The 21,556-nt window shown below is 72.7% G+C and carries 20 protein-coding genes and 1 tRNA gene; 10 read left to right on the forward strand and 11 right to left on the reverse strand.

Translation table 11 applies throughout. The features are described from left to right. Window positions 1-9 precede the first annotated feature (9 nt). From FH609_RS27020 to rdgB, 4 genes are all read left to right on the forward strand, one after another. Window positions 10-951 (forward strand): carbohydrate ABC transporter permease, encoded by a 942-nt coding sequence (locus FH609_RS27020; protein ID WP_226961978.1) that lies wholly within the window; start codon window positions 10-12, stop codon window positions 949-951. Next, window positions 948-1,832: a carbohydrate ABC transporter permease gene (locus FH609_RS27025; protein ID WP_226961979.1), complete on the forward strand. Its 885-nt coding sequence runs from the start codon at window positions 948-950 to the stop codon at window positions 1,830-1,832. The genes FH609_RS27020 and FH609_RS27025 overlap by 4 nt, the downstream gene beginning before the upstream one ends. A 70-nt stretch (window positions 1,833-1,902) precedes the next feature. Then, complete coding sequence (locus tag FH609_RS27030; protein WP_139673088.1) at window positions 1,903-4,020, forward strand: beta-galactosidase; 2,118 nt, start codon at window positions 1,903-1,905, stop codon at window positions 4,018-4,020. Between the two features lie 71 nt (window positions 4,021-4,091). Then, window positions 4,092-4,709, forward strand: a complete 618-nt coding sequence (gene rdgB, locus FH609_RS27035; RefSeq protein WP_139673085.1) for an RdgB/HAM1 family non-canonical purine NTP pyrophosphatase — start codon at window positions 4,092-4,094, stop codon at window positions 4,707-4,709. Window positions 4,710-4,787: 78 nt separating this feature from the next. On the opposite strand, the gene FH609_RS27040 is transcribed toward rdgB, so the two are convergent. Beyond that, window positions 4,788-5,513, reverse strand: a complete 726-nt coding sequence (locus FH609_RS27040) for a class F sortase (protein ID WP_226961980.1) — start codon at window positions 5,511-5,513, stop codon at window positions 4,788-4,790. Beyond that, complete coding sequence (locus tag FH609_RS27045; protein WP_139673081.1) at window positions 5,510-6,445, reverse strand: hypothetical protein; 936 nt, start codon at window positions 6,443-6,445, stop codon at window positions 5,510-5,512. The genes FH609_RS27040 and FH609_RS27045 overlap by 4 nt, the downstream gene beginning before the upstream one ends. Window positions 6,446-6,896: 451 nt before the next feature. On the opposite strand from FH609_RS27045, the gene FH609_RS27050 reads away from it, so the two are divergent. Beyond that, on the forward strand, window positions 6,897-7,676 hold the full coding sequence (locus tag FH609_RS27050; RefSeq protein WP_139673078.1) for an HAD-IIA family hydrolase: 780 nt from the start codon (window positions 6,897-6,899) through the stop codon (window positions 7,674-7,676). A gap of 12 nt (window positions 7,677-7,688) precedes the next feature. Here the strand turns inward: FH609_RS27050 and bcp are convergent, their stop codons facing one another. Next, the gene (gene bcp / locus FH609_RS27055; protein ID WP_139673074.1) at window positions 7,689-8,171 is read right to left on the reverse strand and encodes a thioredoxin-dependent thiol peroxidase; all 483 of its coding nucleotides are present in this window, start codon (window positions 8,169-8,171) and stop codon (window positions 7,689-7,691) included. Window positions 8,172-8,346: 175 nt separating this feature from the next. Between bcp and FH609_RS27060 the strand changes: the two genes are divergently transcribed. Together FH609_RS27060 and FH609_RS27065 are read left to right on the forward strand one after the other, a co-directional pair. Then, complete coding sequence (locus FH609_RS27060; RefSeq protein ID WP_226961981.1) at window positions 8,347-8,691, forward strand: DUF3618 domain-containing protein; 345 nt, start codon at window positions 8,347-8,349, stop codon at window positions 8,689-8,691. Window positions 8,692-8,764: 73 nt separating this feature from the next. Next, the gene (locus FH609_RS27065; RefSeq protein ID WP_122185064.1) at window positions 8,765-9,067 is read left to right on the forward strand and encodes a GroES family chaperonin; all 303 of its coding nucleotides are present in this window, start codon (window positions 8,765-8,767) and stop codon (window positions 9,065-9,067) included. A gap of 135 nt (window positions 9,068-9,202) precedes the next feature. Here the strand turns inward: FH609_RS27065 and FH609_RS27070 are convergent, their stop codons facing one another. The 3 genes from FH609_RS27070 to FH609_RS27080 form a co-directional block, all read right to left on the reverse strand. Continuing rightward, window positions 9,203-11,692 carry a transglycosylase domain-containing protein gene (locus FH609_RS27070; RefSeq protein WP_405379123.1) on the reverse strand — a complete coding sequence of 830 codons (2,490 nt, stop codon included), beginning with the start codon at window positions 11,690-11,692 and terminating at the stop codon, window positions 9,203-9,205. A 183-nt stretch (window positions 11,693-11,875) separates the two neighbouring features. Continuing rightward, entirely contained in the window at window positions 11,876-12,919 is a 1,044-nt protein-coding gene (locus FH609_RS27075; protein WP_139673293.1) for a zinc-binding dehydrogenase, read from the reverse strand. Window positions 12,920-13,073: 154 nt separating this feature from the next. Then, window positions 13,074-14,393: an SGNH/GDSL hydrolase family protein gene (locus FH609_RS27080; protein ID WP_226961982.1), complete on the reverse strand. Its 1,320-nt coding sequence runs from the start codon at window positions 14,391-14,393 to the stop codon at window positions 13,074-13,076. A gap of 171 nt (window positions 14,394-14,564) precedes the next feature. Here FH609_RS27080 and FH609_RS27085 point away from each other — a divergent pair, with 171 nt between their 5' ends. Together FH609_RS27085 and FH609_RS27090 are read left to right on the forward strand one after the other, a co-directional pair. Then, window positions 14,565-15,899, forward strand: a complete 1,335-nt coding sequence (locus FH609_RS27085) for a DUF445 domain-containing protein (protein WP_139673071.1) — start codon at window positions 14,565-14,567, stop codon at window positions 15,897-15,899. A 164-nt stretch (window positions 15,900-16,063) separates the two neighbouring features. Continuing rightward, window positions 16,064-16,148: transfer RNA gene (locus FH609_RS27090), tRNA-Leu, on the forward strand. A gap of 83 nt (window positions 16,149-16,231) precedes the next feature. Here the strand turns inward: FH609_RS27090 and FH609_RS27095 are convergent. From FH609_RS27095 to FH609_RS27110, 4 genes are all read right to left on the reverse strand, one after another. After that, window positions 16,232-16,660: an OsmC family peroxiredoxin gene (locus tag FH609_RS27095; protein WP_139673068.1), complete on the reverse strand. Its 429-nt coding sequence runs from the start codon at window positions 16,658-16,660 to the stop codon at window positions 16,232-16,234. Window positions 16,661-16,824: 164 nt separating this feature from the next. After that, entirely contained in the window at window positions 16,825-17,028 is a 204-nt protein-coding gene (locus FH609_RS27100) for a hypothetical protein (protein ID WP_139673065.1), read from the reverse strand. A 118-nt stretch (window positions 17,029-17,146) separates the two neighbouring features. Further along, complete coding sequence (locus FH609_RS27105; protein ID WP_139673063.1) at window positions 17,147-18,346, reverse strand: helix-turn-helix domain-containing protein; 1,200 nt, start codon at window positions 18,344-18,346, stop codon at window positions 17,147-17,149. A gap of 164 nt (window positions 18,347-18,510) precedes the next feature. Further along, complete coding sequence (locus FH609_RS27110; RefSeq protein WP_139673060.1) at window positions 18,511-19,941, reverse strand: hypothetical protein; 1,431 nt, start codon at window positions 19,939-19,941, stop codon at window positions 18,511-18,513. A gap of 393 nt (window positions 19,942-20,334) precedes the next feature. On the opposite strand from FH609_RS27110, the gene FH609_RS27115 reads away from it, so the two are divergent. Next, complete coding sequence (locus tag FH609_RS27115; protein ID WP_139673057.1) at window positions 20,335-20,673, forward strand: antibiotic biosynthesis monooxygenase family protein; 339 nt, start codon at window positions 20,335-20,337, stop codon at window positions 20,671-20,673. A 32-nt stretch (window positions 20,674-20,705) separates the two neighbouring features. On the opposite strand, the gene FH609_RS27120 is transcribed toward FH609_RS27115, so the two are convergent. Then, on the reverse strand, window positions 20,706-21,479 hold the full coding sequence (locus FH609_RS27120) for an IclR family transcriptional regulator (RefSeq protein WP_139673054.1): 774 nt from the start codon (window positions 21,477-21,479) through the stop codon (window positions 20,706-20,708). Window positions 21,480-21,556: the final 77 nt, after the last annotated feature.

Below are 21,556 nucleotides of genomic sequence, written 5' to 3' on the forward strand. Positions count from 1 at the left end.
GGAGGCCCGTTGACCGTCCCCACCACGGCATCCCCGCCCCGGGCCCCGAACCCGGAACGGCCACCCCGGGCCGGCGGCGCCGAGCGGCGGAGGATGTGGGCGCCCTACGCCTTCATCGCGCCGTTCTACGTGCTCTATCTGCTCTTCATGATCGTGCCGATCCTGGTGGCCTGCTATCTGAGCCTCACCGAGTGGGTGGGCCTGGGCACCCCGGAGTTCGTCGGGCTGCGGAACTTCGCCGACCTGGCGCGCGACACCAGCTTCCACACCGCGTTGGGCAACTCCCTGCTCTACGTGCTGGTCAGCCTGTTCGTGGTGGTGCCCTGCGCGCTGCTGCTCGCCCAGGCGCTGCACACCAGGGGGCTGCGCGCCAGGGACCTGTTCCGGGTCACGTTCTTCGTGCCGATGGTGCTGTCGCCGATCGTGATCGCGCTGGTCTACAGCCTGCTGCTGGACACCCAGTACGGCCTGGCCAACTCGCTGCTGAAGGCGCTCTTCGGCAGCGGCGGCGTGGACTGGATCGGCGACCCGGACTGGGCGAGGTTCACCGTCTCGCTGGTGCTGCTGTGGCGCTGGGTCGGCTATCTCACGATCTTCTTCCTGGCCGCGCTCCAGGCGGTGCCCCGCGACCTGTACGAGGCGGCCGAGCTGGACGGCGCCGGCGCGATCCGCAGCTTCTTCACCGTGACGCTGCCGTCGATCCAGCCGGTGACGGCGTTCGTCGTGGTCACCTCGTTCATCGGCGCGGCCCAACTCTTCGACGAGCCCTATCTGATCACCAACGGCGGCCCGGGCGAGGCCACGCTGAGCGTCGCCATGTTCGTCTACCGGGCCGCGTTCCAACGCCAGCAGTTCGGCTACGCGGCGGCGGCCGGGCTGGTGCTCTTCGTCGTCGTCTTCGCCGTGAGCCAACTGCTCAACCGGCTGCTGGCCATCGGGAGGGCCGCATGAGCACCCGTGCCGTCGTCCCAGGGAAGCGGCAGCGGCGTGAGCGGACCCGCCGCCGGGGCATGAGCCGTTCCGGGAAGGTCGCGCTCTACACCACGCTGACCGCGCTGCTGCTGGTCTTCGTCGCGCCGCTGGTGTGGGCGGTCAGCTCCTCGTTCAAGCCGAGGGGCGACATCTTCGAGTACCCGCCGAGTCTGATCCCGAGCCCCGGAACGCTGGAGAGCTACCGCACCCTGCTGGACACCCAGCCGTTCTGGAACTGGTTCGCCATCAGCGTGGTCACCGCGCTGCTGGCCACCACCGTCGCGGTCTTCGTGTGCGCGCTGGCCGGCTACGGCTTCGCCAAGTTCCGCTTCGCCGGGAAGCGGCTGCTGTTCGGCGTGATGTTCAGCTCGCTGTCGGTGCCGTTCGCGGTGATCCTGGTGCCGCTGTTCATCCTGGTCGTCAAGTCCGGCCTGTCCAACCCGTGGTTCGCGCTGATCGTGCCGTGGGTGGCGCCGGCCTTCGGGATCTTCATGATGCAGCAGTACATCGTCCAGTCCATCCCTGACGAGATCATCGAGGCCGCCAGGATCGACGGCAGCGGCGAGTTCGGCACGTTCTGGCGGGTGGTGCTGCCGCTGCTGCGGCCCTCGCTGGGCGCGCTGGCCGTCTGGCAGTTCCTCCAGTCCTACAACTCGTTCATGTGGCCGCTGGTGATGCTCTCCGACGTCAACCAGTACACGGTCCCGCTCGGCCTCAACATCCTCTTCCGCGCCGAGAACCGCTCCTACGACCTGGTGATGGCCGGGGCCGTGCTGGCCTCGGTGCCCACCATCCTGGTCTTCCTGCTGCTGCGCCGGCAGCTGCTGGAGGGGCTCTCCACCGGCGCGGTCAAGGGCTGACCGCGCGGACCGGGGACTCACCTCGCGGTCCTGAACGCCCGCTCGCCACCGCACCGTTCGAAAGGCGAACATGACGCAGCTCCCCGGCCGGGTCCTCTTCGGCGCGGCCTACTACCACGAGTACCAGCCGACGCCACGCCTGGCGACCGACCTCGACCTGATGCGCGAGGCCGGGTTCAGCGTGATCCGGGTCGGCGAGTCCGTCTGGTCCACCTGGGAACCCGAAAACGGCGTCTTCGAACTCGACTGGCTGCGCCCGGTGTTGGACGGCGCCCACGAGCGCGGCATCGCCGTGGTGCTGGGCACCCCGACCTACGCGGTGCCGCCCTGGCTCCAGCGCGCCCACCCCGAGATCAACGCCGAACGCCGCACCGGGCAGCCCATGGGCTGGGGCATCCGGCAGGAGATCGACCACACCCACCCCGCGTTCCTCTTCCACGCCGAGCGGATCATCCGCCGGATCGTCGGCCACTACGCCGCGCACCCGGCGGTCATCGGCTACCAGGTGGACAACGAGCCGGGCAACGAACTCCTCCACAACCGGGGCGTCTTCCAGCGCTTCGTGGACCAGCTGCGCCACACCTACGGCACCGTCGACGAACTCAACCGGGCCTGGGGGCTGACCTACTGGTCCCACCGGCTGTCCACCTGGGCCGACCTGTGGACGCCCGACGCCAACGGGCAGCCGCAGTACGACCTGGCCTGGCGCCGCTTCCAGGGCGAGCTGACGACCGCCTTCATCGGCTGGCAGGCCGAGGTGGTGCGGGAGTTGGCCAGGCCCGACCAGTTCGTGACCACCTGCCTCGCCTACGCCAGGCCCGCCGTCCACGACCAGCGGCTCACCGAACGCCTCGACATCACCGCCGGCAACCCGTACTACGCGATGCGCGACGCGCTGGCCCTGCCCGACACCCGCACCGCGCGGCAGGGTTGGACCACCAGCGGGGTGTGGGCGCTCTACCGCTCCGCCGACCGGATGTACGCGTCGCGGCGGGAGCCGTTCCTGGTCACCGAGACCAACGCGCAGGCCATCGGCCCCTCCTGGACCAACGAGCCGGCCTGGGACGGCCAGTGGCGGCAGGCCGCCTGGGCGCTGGTGTCCAGGGGCGCGCGGATGATCGAGTACTGGCACTGGCACACGCTGCACTACGGGACCGAGACCTACTGGGGCGGCGTCCTCCCGCACAGCCTGGAGCCGGGCCGGGTCTACCGCGAACTGGCCCGGATCGGCGCCGAGTTCGAACGGGTGGGGGAGCTGGTCGCCGGGCTGACGCCGGACGCCGAGGTGGCGATGGTCTACTCGACGGACGCGCGGTGGGCGCTGGAGGACCACCCGATGCTGCCGCTGCCGGACGGCTCGGGCGGGGACCGGGAGTCGTACCACGCGGTGTTCGACGCGCTCTACCGGGGCGCGTTCGACGCCGGCCTGGGCGTCGCCATCCAGCACGCCGAGCGGCTGGCCGAGGAGGACCCGGTCGAACTGGCCGCCCGCCACCCGCTGTTGGTGGCCGCCGGGCTGCTGGTCGCCGACGACGCGCTGCTGCGGCGGCTGGAGCGGTATGCGGCGGCCGGCGGGCACCTGGTGCTGGGGGTGCGCACCGGCTACGGCGACGAGGAGGCGCGCGCCCGGCTGGAGCGCAAGCCGGCGCACCTCGACGGCGCGGCCGGCGCCTGGTACGACGAGATCGCCACCCTGGACGGGCCGCTGCCGGTGCGCGCGGCGCCCGGCTCCGGGCTCGACCTGCCGGCGGACGCCACGGCCACCCGCTGGGTGGACGGGCTGCTGCCCACCGACGCCGAGGTGCTGGCGCGCTACGCGCACCCGCACTTCGGCCGGTTCGCCGCCGTGACCACGCGCGCCCACGGGGCCGGCCGGATCACCACGCTGGGCACGGTGCCGGACCCGGCGCTGGCGGCCGCCGTGCTGCGCTGGTGCGCGGGCCTGCCGGGCGGGTCGGGTGGCGACGCGGGCTGGCGGCCGGCCGCGCCGAGCCAGACCGTCACCGGGGCCACGGCGGCGGACGGCACCCGGCTGCGCTTCGTCCACAACTGGTCCTGGGAGCCTACGGAGTTCACCGTGCCGGTCGGGGTGCGGGAGGTGACGGGCGAGGGCGCCGAGCTGGCGGCGGGCGAGCGGCTGGCGCTCGGGCCCTGGGACGTGCGGGTGCTGGCGGAGCGGATGGGGTGAGAGGGGGTGAGCGGGTGCGGTGAGCGGGTGGGGTGAGCGGCGGGGCCGTCGAGGGGCCGATAATCGCCCCCATGCACCGACTCGTTCTCGCCACCCGCAACGCCCACAAGGTCACCGAGCTGCGCGCCATCCTCGGCCGGGCCGGGATCTCCCTCGAACTCCTCGGCGCCGACGCGTTTCCCGAGGTGCCGGACGTCAGGGAGACCGGGGTGACCTTCGCGGAGAACGCCCTGCTCAAGGCGCACGCGCTGGCCCGGGCCACCGGGCTGCCCGCCGTCGCCGACGACTCGGGCCTCTGCGTGGATGTGCTGGGCGGCGCGCCCGGCATCTTCTCCGCGCGCTGGGCCGGGAAGCACGGCGACGACCAGGCCAACCTCGACCTGCTGCTGGCCCAGCTCTCCGACGTTCCGGACGAGCACCGGGGCGCGCACTTCGCGTGCGCCGCCGCGCTGGCGCTGCCCGACGGGACGGAACGGGTCACCGAGGGCCGGCTGCACGGCACCCTGCGCCGGGCGCCGGCCGGGGACGGCGGCTTCGGCTATGACCCGATCCTCCAGCCGACCGAATCCGACCGCACCTGCGCGGAGTTGACGCCGGACGAAAAGAACGCGATCAGTCACCGGGGCCTGGCCTTCCGGGCGCTGGCCCCGCTGGTCGGCGAGCTGGTCCCGGGGGCGCGCGGCGACTGACCGCGCGCCGGCGCGCGGTCCCGTTGAGCCGGCGGCGCCCGTTCAGCTGGCGGCGCCCGTTGAGCCGGCGGCGCGCGGTCAGCTGGCGGCGCCCGTGAGATAGGCCGAGACCACCACGTTGGCCGAGTAGCCGCCGCCCTCGGGGTCGAAGGCGCCGCCGCAGGTCAGCAGCCGCAACTCGGCCGCGCCCGGCTCCCGTTGACCGTAGACCGCGTCGGGGTCGAAGGCGTCGCGCTCCACCGTCTCCACCGTCTCGACGGTGAACAGCGCCACCTGCCCGTCGGCCCGCGCCACCCGCACCCCGTCGCCCGGCTCCAGCTCCGCCAGCTCCTGGAAGACGGCCGGCGCGCGCTCGGTGTCCCGGTGGCCCACCAGCACGGCGGCGCCCTCGGCGCCGGGCGCGGCGCCGCCCTCGTACCAGCCGACCAGCTCGGGCGCGTCCAGCGGCGGCGGCTCCACCCCGCCGTCCTCGTCGAGGCCGCGCGGCACCACCTCGGCGACCACCCCGACCGCGTCGATCGTCACCGACTCCGGCGCCGCCGAACCGGCCAACGGGGCGCGCGGCGGCGGCAGTTCGTTCCGCCCGTCCGGTCCGTCCGAGCCGGTGCCGCCGTCCTCGCCGCTCGCCTCGGCCCGGCCGGCCGCCGCGCCGAAGGCCAGCGGCGGCACCCCGGGGCCGCCGGTCACCTCACGCGCCCACAGCCACAGCCCGCTGAGCAGCAGGGACCAGGCCAGGACCGCGGCCATGGCGCCGAGCCCGGCGGCGCTCCGGTCGCGGCGCGGCGCCCGCCGGGCGTCGCTCACCTGTCGGTCCTGGAGCGCGACCGCAGGCGGCGCACCGCCCAGGTCGCGCCGCCGCCGGCCAGCAGCGCCAGCCCGGCCGGGACGGCGTCGCCCCAACTCACCGGCGGCTGGGCGGGGGTGGACGCCAGGCTCGCGGTGCCCCCGCCGCCGGCCCGGACGGGCGCGGTGGGCGAGGACGTGCCGTGTTCCCGGCCGCCGCCCTCGTGGCGGCAGCGGTCGTCGGTGCCGTGACCCTGGCCGCCACCGCCCCCGCGCTGGTGCTCGGGCTTGTCGGGCCACTCGGGCTTCTCGGGCCCGTCGGTGTGACCCGGCCGTTCGTGGCCGGGGCGTTCGTGGCCCGGCCGTTCGTGTTCCGGCTTCTCGTGGCCTGGGCCGCAGCGTTCGCCGCGCTGCCCGGCCGCCTCGTGGCCGTCGCCGCGCTCGCGGCCACGGTCGCCGCCGTGCTCGCCGAACGGGCGGGGCGCGTCGGGGGCGAGCGTGCTGTCCTCCCCGTCCGATGCGGGGGAGCCCGCCGCCGGGTCGCTGCCGCCGCCGGCGCCGTCCGCGAGGGCGCCGGCTTCGCCGCCGCCGACCGTCACCAACCCGAAGAGCGCGCCCTCGGGATGGCCGCAGGTGACCTGGATCGGGTGGTCGCCGGGCGCGGCCGTCGACTCGATCCTCGCCTCGCCGACCAGCCCGCCGCCCGGCGAACCAGGCGTCAGCCGCACCGTGGTGGAGAAGGCGAGCGACACGGCCTCGCCGGAGTCCGCGCCGGCGCAGCCGGGGACCAGCAGGCCGACGTCCTCCCCGGGCAACGGCGCCACCGGGGTGACCAGGACGGCGTCGCCCTCGGTCGGCTGTCCGTCCGCCGCGCCGGCCGGGGCGGTGGAGACCGTGGCCGTCACGGTCGCCGCCGCGCACAGAGTGAGCGTCAGAGAGCGGGTGATGCCCATGTCCAACCTCCCGGGTGGTTACCCGTCGAAGGTCTCCCGGGGCGTCGCCCGCCGCATCCGCAGCCGGCCGCGCTTGGGCCGGTCGGGGGAGAAGCCGCCGGCCCGGGCGGCGGGGCGGGGATCGCGACCGTTCTCCCGCCCTCCGGCAGCACCGTGCACCGGCGTCCCCGTGCTCGGAACATATGGTTCCCGTGAGCATAACTATGCGCTGTTGATGAACCTGACACCGTATGAACGTCGCTTCGCACCCGTCCGGAGTGTGAACGCGACGCGATTCTGGGCGGGTTGACGCGGTTGGGTCCCCTGAGGGAGAGGGGTCGACCGTTCCCACCGTGTTGTTCTTATGCGGTGCGACGCATGGTTCCCGGGCCCACCTCGTCGGCCGCCGACGGCCGCCCCGGCGCCGGGTAGCCTGGGGGCGGCTGTCAGCTGGAATGGCGAGGGGAACAAGATGCCGGAGCGTGGACCCATCAAGGCGTGGTTGACCGACATGGACGGCGTGTTGGTCCGTGAGGGCGTTCCGCTTCCCGGGGCGGCGGAGTTCATCGAGGCGCTCAAGTCCTCGGGGAAGCCGTTCCTCGTCCTGACCAACAACTCGATCTACACCCCGCGCGACCTCCAGGCGCGCCTGGCCCGGATGGGGCTCCAGGTGCCGGAGGCCAGCATCTGGACCTCCGCGCTGGCCACCGCCAAGTACGTGGACGACCAGCGGCCCGGCGGCTCGGCCTATGTGATCGGCGAGGCGGGGCTGACCACCGCGCTGCACCAGATCGGCTATGTGTTGACCGACTCCAACCCCGACTTCGTGATCCTGGGCGAGACCCGGCAGTACTCGTTCGAGGCGATGACCAAGGCCGTCCGGCTGGTCGAGGCCGGCGCCCGCTTCATCTGCACCAACCCGGACGAGACCGGCCCCTCCCCCGAGGGCCCGCTGCCGGCGACCGGCGCGGTCGCCGCGCTGATCACCAAGGCGACGGGGAAGAGCCCGTACTTCATCGGCAAGCCCAACCCGCTGATGATGCGCCACGGGCTCAACACCATCGGCGCCCACTCGGAGAACGCCGCCATGATCGGCGACCGGATGGACACCGACGTGCTGGCCGGTCTTGAGGCGGGGCTTGAGACCTTCCTGGTGCTCTCCGGGCTCACCAAGAAGGAGGAGGTCGACAACTTCCCCTATCTGCCCACCCATGTCGCCGACTCGATCGCGGACCTGGTGGAACTGGTCTGAGAACGGTCAGCCTCAGGGCTGGGCCGGGTCCAGCTCCAGGTCCTTGATGAGCTTGGCCACGTGCCCGGTCGCCCGCACGTTGTACAGCGCGCGGGCCACCCGGCCCTCCTCGTCGACGACGACCGTGGACCTGATCACCCCGGTGACGGTCTTCCCGTAGAGCTTCTTCTCCCCGAACGCCCCGTACGCGGCGAGCGTTTCCTTGCTCTCGTCGCTGACCAGGGTGACGCCCAGGCTCTCCTTGTCGCGGAACTTCGCGAGCTTCTCCGGCTTGTCGGGGGACACCCCGATGACGTCGTACCCGGCGCCGGCCAGCAGCTGGAGGTTGTCCGTGAAGTCGCACGCCTGCTTGGTGCAGCCGGGGGTGAGCGCGGCCGGGTAGAAGTACACGATGACCTTGCGGCCCGCGTGGTCGGCTAGCGAGACCGGCTTCCCGTCGGCGTCGGGCAGGGTGAACGCGGGGGCCGGGTCCCCGGGTTGCAGGCGCGTGCTCATCGCGGTGCTCCTTGCGCTTGGTTGCTCGTCTGGTGACTCGTCGTGGTGGGACGGTTCACGAGGAGGGTGCGCCACCCAGCCTAATCGGGGGATCTGACAGGCATCCCCCCGGTGGAGCTGACACACTGTGCCTAGCCCTGTGAAGACGGGCGCGACCCCCACAACCGATGACCGTGTGGACGATGGAGGCATCGACGTGCCGGAAGCAGCCAGGAGCGCCGCCGAGATCGAGGAGCGGATCGCCCGCCGGCGGGAGAGCCTCGCGGTGACGCTCGACGAGATCGCGGTCCGGGTGCACCCCAGGACCATCGTCGGGGACGTCAAGGCCAGGGCCGCCGGGGCCGTCGACCGCACCACGGGCAAGGCCGCCGTCGCCGTCACCCGCACCGTGGACGGCGTGCGCGCCCAACTGGTGTCGGCCGAGGGCGGCCCCCGGCTGGACCGGGTCATCCCGGTCGCGGCGCTGGCCGTGGCCGTGACCGGCCTGCTGGTGCTGTCCTCACGACGCCGACGCCGGTAGTCACACCGCCCCGGCCCTGAGATACGGTCGTCCCGTGAGTTCCCATCCCACCCACGACAAGCTGCCCATCCGAATGCTGCACGACCGGGTGTTGGTCAGGGCGGAGAACGCCGAGGGCGAGCGCCGGTCCACCGGCGGCATCGTCATTCCGGCCACCGCCCAGGTCGGCCGCCGGCTCAGCTGGGCCGAGGTGGTCGCCGTCGGGCAGAACGTCCGCACCGTCGAACCGAGTGACCGGGTGCTCTACGACCCGGAGGACCGCGCCGAGGTCGAGGTGCGCGGCGTGATGTACATCCTGATGCGCGAGCGCGACCTGCACGCGGTGGCCGCCGAGCGGCTCCAGGGCTCCGACGACTCGACCGGCCTGTACCTGTAGTTCCTCCCGGGCCCGGCTTCCGTTCCGCCGGGCCCGGCCCCTGTCCGAACGGCTCGGCCGCCAAGTCCCGCGCGGCGCACCGGCGTTCCCGTTCCGCTCCCTTGAACACCCGGCCGAGCAGCCCGGCCGGGCCGGTCAGCCGCCGCCTGGGGTGGCGGCCTGCTCGGCCTCGGCGGCCGGCGCCGCCGCCGCGTTCTCCTCCTCCGGCACCGCCGCCGGTTCGGGCCCGGGCGCCGGCGCGGCCCGGCCGGGCTGCTCGGCCGGCGCCTCGCCGCCGGGCGACGGCGGGTTGTCGTCGGGGGTCGTGGCCCCGCCGGCGCCGCCGTCCGGCGACTGCGGCGTCCCGGGATCGGCCGGCTCGCCCGTGCCGCCCGGCTCGGTCGAGCCGCCGGGCGCGCTCGGCCCGTCCGGCTCGCCGGACTCCTCCGGGCTTCCGGTGTCCGTCGGTCCTTCGCTCTCCTCGGACTCCGGGTCGGCCCCGTCCTCGCCCTCCTCCGAGCCCTCCTCCGATTCCTCGGACTCGTCCTCCCCCTCCAGGTCGCCGTCGTCGTGCTCGCGGCGCTCCGGCTCGCGCAGGTCGAAGTCGGTGACCGGCTGCCCCTCCAGCGCCTCCTGGGTGTACTGGCCCCAGATCCGCGCGGGGAAGCCGCCGCCGCTGATCCGTTCCTGGCCGGCCGCCCCGTACAGCTCGCGCTGCACCCCGGTCTCCGGGTCCTGCCCGAAGATCGCGACCACGGTGGACAGTTCGGGCGTGAACCCGGCGAACCAGGCCGCGCGGTCGGCCTCCGCCGTGCCGGTCTTGCCGGCCGCCGGGCGGCCGGCGCTGGCCGCCGCCGTGCCGGTGCCGCCGCGCACCACCGCCTCCAGCATGGCCGTGGTGCCGTCGGCCGCCTCCCGGGAGATGGCCTGGCGCCGCTCGGGCTCGGGCAGTTCGATGGGCTCGCCGTCCTTGGTCACCTCGGAGACCAGCAGCACGGTGCGGTGCTCGCCGTGCCGGGCCAGGGTGGCGTAGGCGCCGGCCAGGTCCAGGGTGCTGGGCGTCGCGGTGCCCAGCGAGATCGACGCGTCGGCCTCGGTCAACCCGGGCGTCGTCTCGGGCAGGCCCAGGGCCACCGCCGTGTCCCGCACCAGCTCGGGGCCGACGTCCACGCCCATCTGCGCGAAGACCGCGTTGATGGACTTGTCCATCCCCTCGCTGACCTTGACGGTGCCATAGCTGCGGTTGGACTCGTTCTCCGGCGACCAGCCGGTGCCCCGGCCGTCCCGGCCGACCACCTCGCGGCCGCTCTTGCCGTCGTACTCGGTGGACGGGCCGATCAACTCCCCATCGTGGGTGCGGGAGTCGTTCTCCAACGCCGCCGCGTAGACGAACGGCTTGAACGTCGACGCGGCCTGGTAGTCGCGCCGGGTCGCGTTGTTCACATACTGGTCGATATAGTCCCGGCCGCCGTACATCGCGACGACATGGCCGGTCTCGGTGTCGACGGAGGTCGCCCCGGCGCGCACCCAGGTGTCCTGCTCGCGCTCCTCGGTGAGCGCGGTCTCCAGCTGGGCGTTGACCGCGTCGGTCAGCGCGCGCTGCCGGGCGGGCTCGATGGTGGTGGTGATCCGGTAGCCGCCCTCGGCGAGTTCGCGCTCGTCCGCGATGCCGCGCTCGGCGAGGTGCTGCTTGACGGCCTCCACCAGATAGCCGCGCTCGCCGCCCAGGCCGGCCGAGACGTTCTCCTCGTTGGGCTCGGGGAAGCGCAGCTGGGCGCGCCTGGCCGCGTCCAGCCAGCCCTCGGAGACCATCCCGTCCAGGACGTACTCCCAGCGGGCCACCGCGCGGTCCTGGTTCTGCGGGTTGGCGCGGACGTCGTAGGCGTTGGGGGAGTTGAGCAACGCGGCCAGGTAGGCGCCCTCGGCCTCGGTCAGCTCCTTCGCCGGCTTGCCGTAGTAGGCGTGGGCGGCGGCCTGGATGCCGTAGGCGTTGCGGCCGAAGTAGCTGGTGTTGAGGTAGCCCTCCAGGATTTCGTCCTTGGACACCTCGCGATCGAGTTTGACCGCGATAAACAGCTCCTTGACCTTGCGGGTGACCGTCTGCCGCTGGTCCAGGTAGTAGTTCTTCACATACTGCTGGGTGATCGTGGAGCCCGACTGGCGGCCGCCGCCCCGCAGCATGTTCCAACCGGCGCGCATCATCGCGGAGACGTCGACCGGGGGCGCGTGGTAGAAGTCGCGGTCCTCGGCAGCCAGCACGGCGTGCCGCACATGCGGGGGCACCTCGTCGAGCGGAACGTTCTCCCGGTCGATCTCGCCGACCCGGGCCAACTGGCTGCCGTCGGCGTAGAGATACACGTTGCTCTGCGCCGCCGCGGCCGACTTGGGCTCGGGGATGTCGACCAGCAGATAGCCCGCGACCAGGGAGCCGAGCAGGGCGACCAGTGCCACGGCGGTGGCCACCAGCGTCATCCGCCAGGTCGGCACCAGCCGGCGCCAGCCGGTGCGCGGCGGGCGTGCCGGGTGCGCCGGGCGCGACGCCCAGCCGGGCCAACGGCTCGGGCGCGGCGCGCGGCCGGCCGGCTCGGCGGTGGGCTCCTGAGGTGGTTCGTCGTCGCTACTGCTGGGCGGGCTTGCGTCGCTCATGGGCCCTCACGACTCGTCGCGGTGCGTCGGCGGTACGTTTATCTACCTTCTGGTGAACACTGTCGCACCGTGCGTAACGAATCCCCGGTGTCGCCCACACCGCCGGCGCGTCCGCTGTCCCCCGGACGGGGGTGCGACCTCACCCGTTAGCCCCGCGAGCGCGCGCCCCCGCGACCGTCCCTGTCACGGAATGATCGTGATCTTGCCTACATGCCTGCCGTCCCGGAACGTTTTCTGGGCGGCGTGGATGTCAGCCAGGGGGAAGCCGGCCGCGATGCGCGGCCGCACGTTCCCGGTGCGGGCCAGCTCGGCCAGCGCCGCGAAGTGGGCACGCGTGTGCATGGAGGAGCCGATGAGGCGGAGGTTGTGCAGGTAGAGGCGCCGCAGGTCGAAGGTGACGACCGGGCCGGCGACGGCGCCGGCGATGACCCAACGCCCGTTCTCCCGCAGCGCGGGCAGCAGCCGCGCCAACCACGGTCCTCCCGCCACGTCCGCGACGGCGTCCAGGCCGCCGGGCGCCGCCGCGTCCAACCGGCGTTCCAGATCGGCCGGGTCCGCCTCCCTGGGCAACGTCGTCGAGGCGCCGGCCTCCTCCAGTGCGGCGGCCTTGGACTCGCTGGTCAGCGCCACGACCCGCGCGCCCCTGGCCGCGGCGAGCTGCACCAGGGCCAGGCCCACCCCGCCGGAAGCGCCGGTGACCAGCACCGTCTCACCCCGGCGGATCTCCGCCCGCTCCAACATCCCCATCGCCGTGCCGTAGGCGACCGGAAGTGCGGCCAGCTCCTGATCGGAGAGCGGGGAGGCACCCATGTCGTGCAGGCGGTCGGCGTCCACCACGACGTACTCGGCGAAGCCGCCGTCCCGCTCGCTGCCCAGCAGGCCGACGGGCGGGGCGTCCTCGCCGTCGTCGGCGTAGAAGGCCGCATCGACCAGCACCCGGCGGCCCACCCACTCCGTCGGCACGCCCGCGCCGACCTCGCTGACGTTGCCCGCGATGTCGCCCCCCTGGACCAGCGGGAACTCCAGCGGACCGCGCCACCCCGCCTTCGCCTCCGGACGCCCGGGCAGCCCGTACGCGCCCTCGCGCGTCCACACGTCCGTGTTGTTGACCGCCGCCGCGGCCACCCGGACCAGAACCTGCCCGGGGCCGGGCTCGGGCAGCGGCCAGTCATCCCGCAGCTCCAGCGCCTCCATGCCCCCGTGACGGCGGAGGACGGCGGCCTTCATCACGCGTTTCACCACGGCTTGATCACCCTTCCCAGCGACTGACCAGGGCGGTTACCCACATCCTCCCCGCCGACGCCCCCGTGCGCATGTTCCGCTCAGCTGGGGCGGTCCCGGCCTGGCGCCGGGGCGGGCCGGGCCGGGCTCGGCCGCCGGGTCAGAGGGCCTGGGCCTCCGCCGTGTGGTCGACCAGCTCGGCGAGGTCCACGGCCTCGGCCATGGCGCGGAAGCCGTGGTCGTTCGGGTGCAGCCCGTCGCTGGAGTCGAAGCCGGGCAGCAGCCGGTGCGGCGCCGCCGGGTCGCGCAGCGCCCGGTCGAAGTCGACCACGGCGTCGAATATGCCCGCCGTCCTGATCTGGTGGTTCACCTGCTGACGTATCTGCTCCAGCTCCGGCGTCCAGCCCGGATGCCCGCCGAACGGCGCGAGCGTCCCGCCCAGCACCCGCAGGCCCTCCGCCCTGGCCTCCTCGGCCAGCCGGTTCAGCCCGTGCACGATCACCCGGGCGTCCGTCGCCCTGGGCTGGAGCAGGATGTCGTTGATGCCCAGCTGCACCACCAGGGAACGGGCGCCGGGCTGGGGCAGCACGTCGGTGCGCAGCCGGGCGAGCCCGCTGGCGCCGTTGAACAGGCGGTCGGGCGCGCCGTCCCGCAGCAGTCGGTTGCCGCTGATGCCCTGGTTGAGCACCGCGAGGTGCGGCGCCTCCGCGTCCCCGCGCAGCCGCGCGGCCAGGAAGTCCGTCCAGCGGTGGTTGGCGCCCGGCGTCGAGGTGATCCCGTCCGTCAGGGAGTCGCCCAGCACCACCACGGCGCCGTCGGCCTGGGAGGTGAAGACCTGGACGCCGGTGAGATAGCGCCAGACGTCGGAGGCGTGGGCGAAGCCGGAGCCCGACAGCCGGCTGGTCTGGTCGCCGCGCGCCAGGTAGGTGGGCTGCTGGGCCATCCGGTGGTACGTCACGGGGCCCGAGGACTCCGGGGTGTAGACGGAGACCAACAGGTCGGCCGCGTGCGGGAGTTCGAGCGGGGCGGCGTCGGACAGCACCGAGCCGCCGGCCGGCACGGTGACCGAGGCGCCGTCCCCGAACGTGACCCGGTGCATCGTGCCCTCGTGTGCGGCGGCACCGCCCAGCGCCGAGGAGAGCGCGACCGTGACCCGGGTGAAGGTGACCGGGCGGCTGCCGTAGCGGTTCGACAGCTCGATCCGCACCCCGTTGCCCCCGACGGAGGTGCGCACCACGTTCCTGATCGTCTGGTCGGGGAGGCCGTCCCTGGTGCCGGGCTCGGCGCCGGACGGCGCGGCCGACCAGGTGGCGACCCACTCGCCCTGGGCAGCCGGCACCACCTCGGGCGCCGCAGGCGCCGGCGCGGCGATGTCCACCCGCTCCCCCCGCCCCGTGCCGATGGCAAGGGCGACCCCGAGCAATATCACAAGCAAAGCGGCGAGCAGGCCGAAGGCCCCTCGCTTACTGACCACTCCCACGCGTCGATGATCCCACGAGCCACCCAGGTGGGCGCACCGGCCATCCACAGGTTGCCGATCATCACACCGGCCTGTGGATGGCGGATGCGGTGGAAACGACGGAACGGGGGATGATGCGGGAACGGCGTGCGGGGTGTGCGTCGTTGCCAACGGCGAACGCGGAGGGAGCGGATGGCGATGCGGACCGAGGGCGCCGAGCGCGCCGTGGGTGGGGGCGCGGAGCGCTCCGTTGGCGCGGGGCGGGCCGGCGTGCTCACCGCCGCTGACGAGCTGAAGCGGCGCGGGCTGCGCCGCATGAAGGGGGTCGCCACCGGGCTGCTGGTGCTGGTCGCGGTCGTCTACGCGCTGGCCACCTGGGCGGAGCACAGCGGCGCCGGCCCCTGGGCCGGCTATGTGGCGGCGGCGGCCGAGGCGGGGATGGTGGGCGCGCTGGCGGACTGGTTCGCGGTGACCGCGCTCTTCCGCAGACCGCTGGGCCTGCCCATCCCGCACACCGCGATCATCCCGACGAAGAAGGACCAACTGGGCCAGTCCCTCGGCGAGTTCGTCGGGGAGAACTTCCTCTCCGAGGAGGTCGTCCGGGACAAGCTGCGCTCGGTCGAGCTGGCCCAGCGGGTCGGCGACTGGCTGGCCGTGCCGGCCAACGCGGACCGGGTCACCGCCGAGTTGGCCACGGCGGTGCGCGGCGGGCTGCGGGTGCTGCGGGACGCGGACGTCCAGGCGGTGCTGGGCGAGTCGATCACCCGCAGGGCCGGCGCCCAGGAGGTCGCGCCCACGCTCGGTCGGCTACTGGAGAAGACCATCGCCGACGACGGCCACCGCCGGCTCGTCGACCTGGTGTTGGAGGCCGCGCACACCTGGCTGACCGCGCACCGGGAGTCGGTGCTTGACGCGGTGGCCGGCGGCTCGCCCGGCTGGACGCCCCGGTTCGTCGACCGCAAGGTCGGCGAGCGGGTCTACCGCGAGCTGCTGCGCTTCGTCACCGAGGCCAGACAGCAGCCCGACCACCCGGCCCGGGCCACGGTTGACCGTTTCCTGGCCGACTTCGCGCAGCAGTTGCAGCACGACCGGGAGACCAGGGAGCGCGTCGAGCGGCTCAAGAACGACCTGCTGAACCGGCCGGCCGTGCAGGACCTCATCGCCTCGGCGTGGAGCGCGCTGCGCGCGATGATCGTCGACGCGGCGGAGGACGAGCGCAGCGCGCTGCGGCTGCGGGCGCGGTCCTTCGTGCTCACCACGGGCGGGCGGCTGTCCTCGGACGAGCGGCTGCGGGCCAAGCTGGACGGCTGGGTCGCGGACGCCACCATCTATGTGGTCAACGGCTACCGCGCCGAGATCACCTCGCTGATCACGGACACGGTGGCCGCCTGGGACGCGCCGACGACCTCCCGCAAGATCGAGCTGCACATCGGCCGCGACCTCCAGTTCATCCGCCTCAACGGCACGGTGATCGGCGCGCTGGCCGGGCTGTTGATCCACGCGGCCACGCGGGCGTTGGGCGGATGACGCCCCGCCGCCCCCGCCGCCGCGCGGCGGCCCGGGCCGTGCCGGGCCGGTGCCGGGTCGCGCCCGTTCTCGGGGCGCCTCTCGGGGTGCCTGCCCCGGTGGCTTCTGCGGCATCTCGCGGAACGGCCTTGCCGCGGGCGGCTGTCGTAGAATCGCCGGCACGAGCGGCCGTGATGGAACTGGCAGTCATGCTGGGTTTAGGTCCCAGTGCGCTTCACGCGCGTGAGGGTTCGAATCCCTCCGGCCGCACCGTTGGCCTCGCGCCGCCGTCGACACGGTCGGGCCCCCGGCGCCCGTCGACGGATCGGGTGCCGGGGGCCCAAGGCGGCGCCTCAGTCGAGGAGTTCGGCCTCCAGGGTGATGGGGGCGCCGGCCAGCGCCTTGCTCACCGGGCAGTTCTCCTTGGCGGTGTTGGCGGCTTCCTGGAAGCCCTCGGCCGTCAGGCCCGGCACCTTCGCCTGGACCTTCAGCACGATGCCGGTGATGCCGGTCCCCGGCTGGAAGGTGACGTCGGCCGAGGTCCGCACCGTCTCCGGCGGGGTGCCGGCGCCGGCCAGCCCGTGCGAGAGCGCCATCGAGAAGCACGCGGAGTGCGCGGCGGCGATCAGTTCCTCGGGGCTGGTCCGCCCCTCGGGGGCCTCCGCGCGCGAGGGCCAGGTCAGTTCGAAGGTGCCGAGCCCGGACGAGTCCAGGTTCACCTTCCCGGCCCCCTCCATCAGAGAGCCTTCCCAGTTGGTCGTCGCGGTGCGTGTGGTTGCCATGGGCGATCCTCCCGAAGGAATAACCAGAAGCAGGTCGCGTACACGCTATCGCTGCGCCACCCACGCCCGGAAAGCGGCGGCCCGCGCCGACGGCCGGGGATGCCCGTCCGGGCACCGGCCGGGCAGAGCCGCGCCGGCTCGGCGCGGAGCCGCGCCGCCGCCGGTCAGGCGAGGGCGGCGACGAGCGCCAAAGGCACCCGGGCGGCCAGTTGAGGATCGCTTCGCACGCAGGACGGGCAGGCATGGATCACCCAACCCCCTCCCGAGAGGCTGACCTCCAGGCAGGGGAGGACGAGCTCGGCCGTCTCCTCGCAGCTTTCGCAGAACGGCGGTTCGGGCTGGGCGGGACTGCTGGGGGAGACGGGCATGAACGCTCCTTGGTCAACGCGAACAACGGTTGGTGCGTTCAGCCTCGTTGGTTGTGTGCGGCCCCGACAGGGACGCAACGTCCCCGTTTGGTGGCGTTAGGTGACTGGTGCTGGCGCGTCAGGTGACACCCAGGAGGTCGGCCAGGCGGCGCAGGCCCGCTGGCGGATGAGGGACGGCGGACAGGTCGCGGACCAGGGAGACGGCCAGGGTGTGGTGTCTGATCCAGGTTGGTGCGACGCGATCGAGTCGCTCCAGGACGCGGACCGCACTCGGCGCGTCACCCAGGTCGGCATGGGCCCTGGCCACGTCCAACAGCAGCCAGGTGCGCCAACTCGGCGGCACGTCCGCGCTTAGCCGCATTCCCTTCGCCAGGGCCAGCGCCTCGTCGGGACGCGCGTGTTGCACGGCGAGCCGCACGCGTTCGATGCGGACCGAGGAGCGGGAGAAGACGGAGACCAGGCGGCCGTCCGCCGACGGGGGGAGCGCGGCCAGGCGACCGGCGGCCGCTTCGGCGGCGGTCATCATCTCGTTGGCGCGTTCGTAGTCGCCCGCGCGGGCGGCGGAGGTGGCCGCCGACATCAACAGTCCGCCCCAGACGCGGACCCCGTCCGTGGTTCCGGCGTGTTCGTGCTCGACCTGATCCGCCGCGTGGACCGCGAGGTTCCAGGCGTCGTCGAGGCGGGCCTGCCGCTGGTATGACCAGGCCACCGAGGTCGAGATCATCCCCGGCAACAGCGGGGCGGACGACAGTTCGGCAGCGGTCATCGCGCGTTCCAGGGCGGCGAGCGCCAGGTCGGTCCTGCTCAGGCGGATGGCCAGATGGCCGCCCAGTTGCAGGGACTTGGCCAGCAGCCCGTGCCCGGCGGCGCGCTGGCGGTCGTTTCCGGCGGCGGCGGCGAAGCGGGCGTTGTTGATGAGCCCCGGCAGCCGGGCGAGTACGTCGTCGAACGTCGCGGCGTGGTAGAGCGTCCAGGTCTGCGCGATGGACGCCCGCAGCGCATCAGCCGAGAGGCCCGCCTCGCTGGGTTCGGGCGGGCGGCCGAAGAACGGGGGAGCGATGGCTCGGCGCAACGTCACCAACTGCGGCGGGTCGGGCTGTTCGACCGAGACGGCGGGTGGTTCTCCGAGCAGCGAGGTCAGCTCCACGCCCAGCCCGTGGGCCAGCGCGTGCAGGGTCGGCAGGCGGGCGGAGTGCTTCCGTCCCTGCTCCAGCTTCTTCACCACATCGACCGACACCCCGGCCCGCTCCGCCAACTGCTCCTGCGTGAGCCGGCCGATCCTGCGCAAGCGGGCGATGCGGTCGCCGAGTTGAGCCATGTGTCCAGGGTAACGACGAGACGGGCACCCGGCTGACTGTGTGGTGACCTTGAGACTATGCAACGCCGGAGGTCTCGGTCGCGCGGGCTCACGTGGTCGCGCGTATGAATGCGAACGTCGGTCATGATCGCGTGAGAAGCCGTTAGTCGATGATCCGGACTCGTTCATCTCCGCGTGGTCCCGCAGTCGGGACCGGAGATCGAGGGATGAACAAGCTCGACATCTTCGCGGCGAACGGCGAAGGCTCGCCAGGTGTCCTCGCCTCCCTCGCGGTGGGCGTCCCAAAGCCAGATCCAGGTGCCCGAGCTTCCGAAGGAGAGCACCGGCCGGTCCACGGGTACGGGGCCGTTCTCCACGGGGATCGGCCCCTCGCCTGTCGGCGTCACACACATCATGTTCGGATGTAGCCCGAGGTAGGACGGCGGGGTGTGCCCTTCCCGGAAGTCCGCCATCGCCTGCTCGGCGGCATCACTGGCGCTTTGGGACGCGAGCGCGATAGCCATCAAAATGTACAGGGCGCAGAACACGGTTACGAGCGGAAGCGTGTAGCGCCAAGGGGCGTAGAAGTAGCGCAGCCAACCCACGGATCCGATGACGAACAGACAGAGTGCCAGGCCGACAGCCAGTGGCTTGGCTGCCGCGAGGAACTCCCACAGTTCGTTGTGAGGGCGTACTTCGGATCGGGGCAAGCCGAAACTGTCCAGGTAGCTGGACTGGATGAATCTTCCGATAGCGAACACCAGCACGCCGAGGGCCGGAAGTGTGATCGACGCGATCAGGGCACCGTTTCTGATGAACCAGCTCGCTCGCAGGGCGTGGTACACGCCGGGCGCCATGGCGACGGTGATGGTGACGCCGATCAGTAGGTAGGCGATTGGGCGAAGACCGAGATCCCGGACTGTGTCTTCTGTCACCTGTGCCAGGAACGCGCTGCCGCCCCACACAAGGGCGGCTCCCGCGAGGACCCTGACGAGATGGATGTTTCGGGGCAAGAGGCTGAGCAGTACCGCGCCGGCCAGCCCCGAACCAACGGGAATGATGTAGCCCACCCCGAAGACCAGGGGACCACTCACTCCGCTGATCAGTGCCAGGAGCACCGCAAGGTGCTGACGTACGACCGAGGCAGTGGAGGCGGGCTGGGTGCGCTTGCTCGCCTCCTCGCGGCTGGCAGGTGGGGGCGGCATGATCTGGTGCTCGTCGACGGAGAACCGGTGACCAGCGAACTGATCTCTCGCAAGCTGGGCTTTGATCTCGGCGTCAGTGGTGTCGGCTGGAACCCAGACATGGCGTTCGTGTCCGGAGAGCTTGGCCCGAAGCAGTCCCAACCATGCTCGATGCGCCCGGGCATCATCCTTGGGGATGACTCGGTAAAGCACCCAGCGGCCCGAGTCGTGAGTGAGTCGCACGGACTGTACGATCCGCAGGGCGAGATCGTGCCTGCGCGCTTTTCTCTGAAGGCGGTGTTCGGCGGCCTTGACCGAGCCCCACCGAGCGCCGAACAATCGCACCTCGACAACGAGATGCCGGTAGCCAGGGCGAGGTGAAGCACTTTCCTCTAGGCCGGGATCTCGGATCGGCCAGCCCTTCGCCTCCATGTGTTCCCGGATCGTCGTCGTCTCCCCGTGCCGATCCAGAACTTCAATGAGGACGTTGACGCGCCTGTTGTAGAGACGGGGTGGAACCTGGGGGGCGGTCTGGTCAGCGTCGTCAGGGGCCGTCTGAGTGCTGGCCGACCGCTGCGCCGATCCTCGACGGGCACCCGACTGGGCACCCAGAGGACTTCTTTGTCTGCGTAGAGTAGTCACGGCTCGCGATGTTAGACCTGCCCGCTCCAGGCCAGCAGTGAGGTAGCAAGGTGGGCGAACCGGGTGGTGAGGTGGATGTTGGGGGTGTGCCTCCCACCCAGCCCGACGGATGTAGGAGACTGCACCGAGTGTGGTCGGGGCCAGGTGTGAACCCTGGCGTTCTCCTGCCGAGAGGCGGTTCGGGTGTCCGTGGTGAAGATCAACGTGTTGGAGGTTCCCGCCGAGCAGCGGGAGGAGTTGGAGCGGCGGTTCGCCGGGCGGGCCGGGATGGTGGAGAGCCAGGACGGGTTCGAGTGGTTCGAGCTGCTGCGGCCCGTCGAGGGCACGGACCGGTATCTGGTGTACACCCGCTGGCGGAGCGAGGAGGACTACCGCAGGTGGGCGGAGGGCTCGATGCGGCAGGCCCACGGCGCCGGCAACGGCGGCAACGGCGGCGGTGACGGCGAGCGTCGGAGGCCGGCCGCGACCGGTTCCGAGCTGTGGTCGCTTGAGGTGGTGCAGCAGGCCGCGCCCAAGGGCTGAGCCGGGGCCGGCAGACGCGGGTGGCCGCGACCTCAGATGGTCAGCGACAGCAGCGTCGTGGCCGCCTGGCGGTTCAACTCCTCGGCGGCGCGGCGGAGTCGGTGCGCCTGGCCGACCGGCAGGGACAGCGCCAGGCAGCCCACGGTCGAGCCGGCGGTCAGCGGCACCGCCGCGCACAGCGTGCCGATGGCGTACTCCTGGAAGTCCAACACCGGCATCGTCGGCGGCTGTCGCTCCAGCGCGCTCAGCAGCACCCGCCGGTCGGTGATGGTGCGGGAGGTGAGCCGGGCGGCGCGGTGCCGGGCGAGGTGGTCCTCGCGGCCGTCGTGGTCGAGCTGGCTGAGCAGGCACTTGCCGATGGCCGTGGCGTGCGCGGCGGACCGGAAGTCGACCCACTCGTTGACCACCGGCGCCTCCGGGGTGTCGGAGATCCGGGGCACCTCCAGCTCGCCGTCGGCGTAACGCGCCAGGTACACGGGGGCGTTGAGGGAGTCGCGGAGCGCGTCGAGGGCGGCCTGGAGCCGTTCGTCGCGGAACCGCCGGCGGCCCTCCTCGCCGTCGTCCCCGACGCCGCCGAGCATCAGCAGGGCGCGCCCCGGGGCGTAGACCCCCTCGACCGGCTCCTCCACATAGCCCTCGGCGAGCAGCATCCCCATCAGGTGTTCCCGCTGGTCCGGCGGGAGTCCGGCGGCCTGGGCCAGGTCGCCCGCGCGTATCCCGTCCGGGTGCCCGGCGATCGCCTCCAGCAGTCGCAGGGCGTATCGCACCGAGTGGAACGGGGCCGTGCGCCCGGGCGTTGTCGCCACGTCGTCCTCCTGCCAGCGTTCACGAGGGCCCGCGTCGCGGGGACGCGGGGGCTGAGCATCCACCAGCGTAGCGAGAA

The organism is Streptomyces sp. 3MP-14 (genome assembly GCF_006334905.2).
Classification (GTDB): Bacteria; Actinomycetota; Actinomycetes; order Streptomycetales; family Streptomycetaceae; genus Streptomyces; species Streptomyces triticirhizae.

Bases quoted from the DNA above. Each gene is read 5' to 3' on its own strand.
- FH609_RS27025 (WP_226961979.1), top strand. From the start codon at position 948: ATGAGCACCCGTGCCGTCGTCCCAGGGAAGCGGCAGCGGCGTGAGCGG.
- FH609_RS27030 (WP_139673088.1), top strand. From the start codon at position 1,903: ATGACGCAGCTCCCCGGCCGGGTCCTCTTCGGCGCGGCCTACTACCAC.
- rdgB (WP_139673085.1), top strand. From the start codon at position 4,092: ATGCACCGACTCGTTCTCGCCACCCGCAACGCCCACAAGGTCACCGAG.
- FH609_RS27045 (WP_139673081.1), bottom strand. From the start codon at position 6,445: ATGGGCATCACCCGCTCTCTGACGCTCACTCTGTGCGCGGCGGCGACC.
- FH609_RS27050 (WP_139673078.1), top strand. From the start codon at position 6,897: ATGCCGGAGCGTGGACCCATCAAGGCGTGGTTGACCGACATGGACGGC.
- bcp (WP_139673074.1), bottom strand. From the start codon at position 8,171: ATGAGCACGCGCCTGCAACCCGGGGACCCGGCCCCCGCGTTCACCCTG.
- FH609_RS27065 (WP_122185064.1), top strand. From the start codon at position 8,765: ATGCTGCACGACCGGGTGTTGGTCAGGGCGGAGAACGCCGAGGGCGAG.
- FH609_RS27070 (WP_405379123.1), bottom strand. From the start codon at position 11,692: ATGAGCGACGCAAGCCCGCCCAGCAGTAGCGACGACGAACCACCTCAG.
- FH609_RS27075 (WP_139673293.1), bottom strand. From the start codon at position 12,919: ATGAAGGCCGCCGTCCTCCGCCGTCACGGGGGCATGGAGGCGCTGGAG.
- FH609_RS27085 (WP_139673071.1), top strand. From the start codon at position 14,565: ATGGCGATGCGGACCGAGGGCGCCGAGCGCGCCGTGGGTGGGGGCGCG.
- FH609_RS27095 (WP_139673068.1), bottom strand. From the start codon at position 16,660: ATGGCAACCACACGCACCGCGACGACCAACTGGGAAGGCTCTCTGATG.
- FH609_RS27100 (WP_139673065.1), bottom strand. From the start codon at position 17,028: ATGCCCGTCTCCCCCAGCAGTCCCGCCCAGCCCGAACCGCCGTTCTGC.
- FH609_RS27105 (WP_139673063.1), bottom strand. From the start codon at position 18,346: ATGGCTCAACTCGGCGACCGCATCGCCCGCTTGCGCAGGATCGGCCGG.
- FH609_RS27110 (WP_139673060.1), bottom strand. From the start codon at position 19,941: ATGGAGGCGAAGGGCTGGCCGATCCGAGATCCCGGCCTAGAGGAAAGT.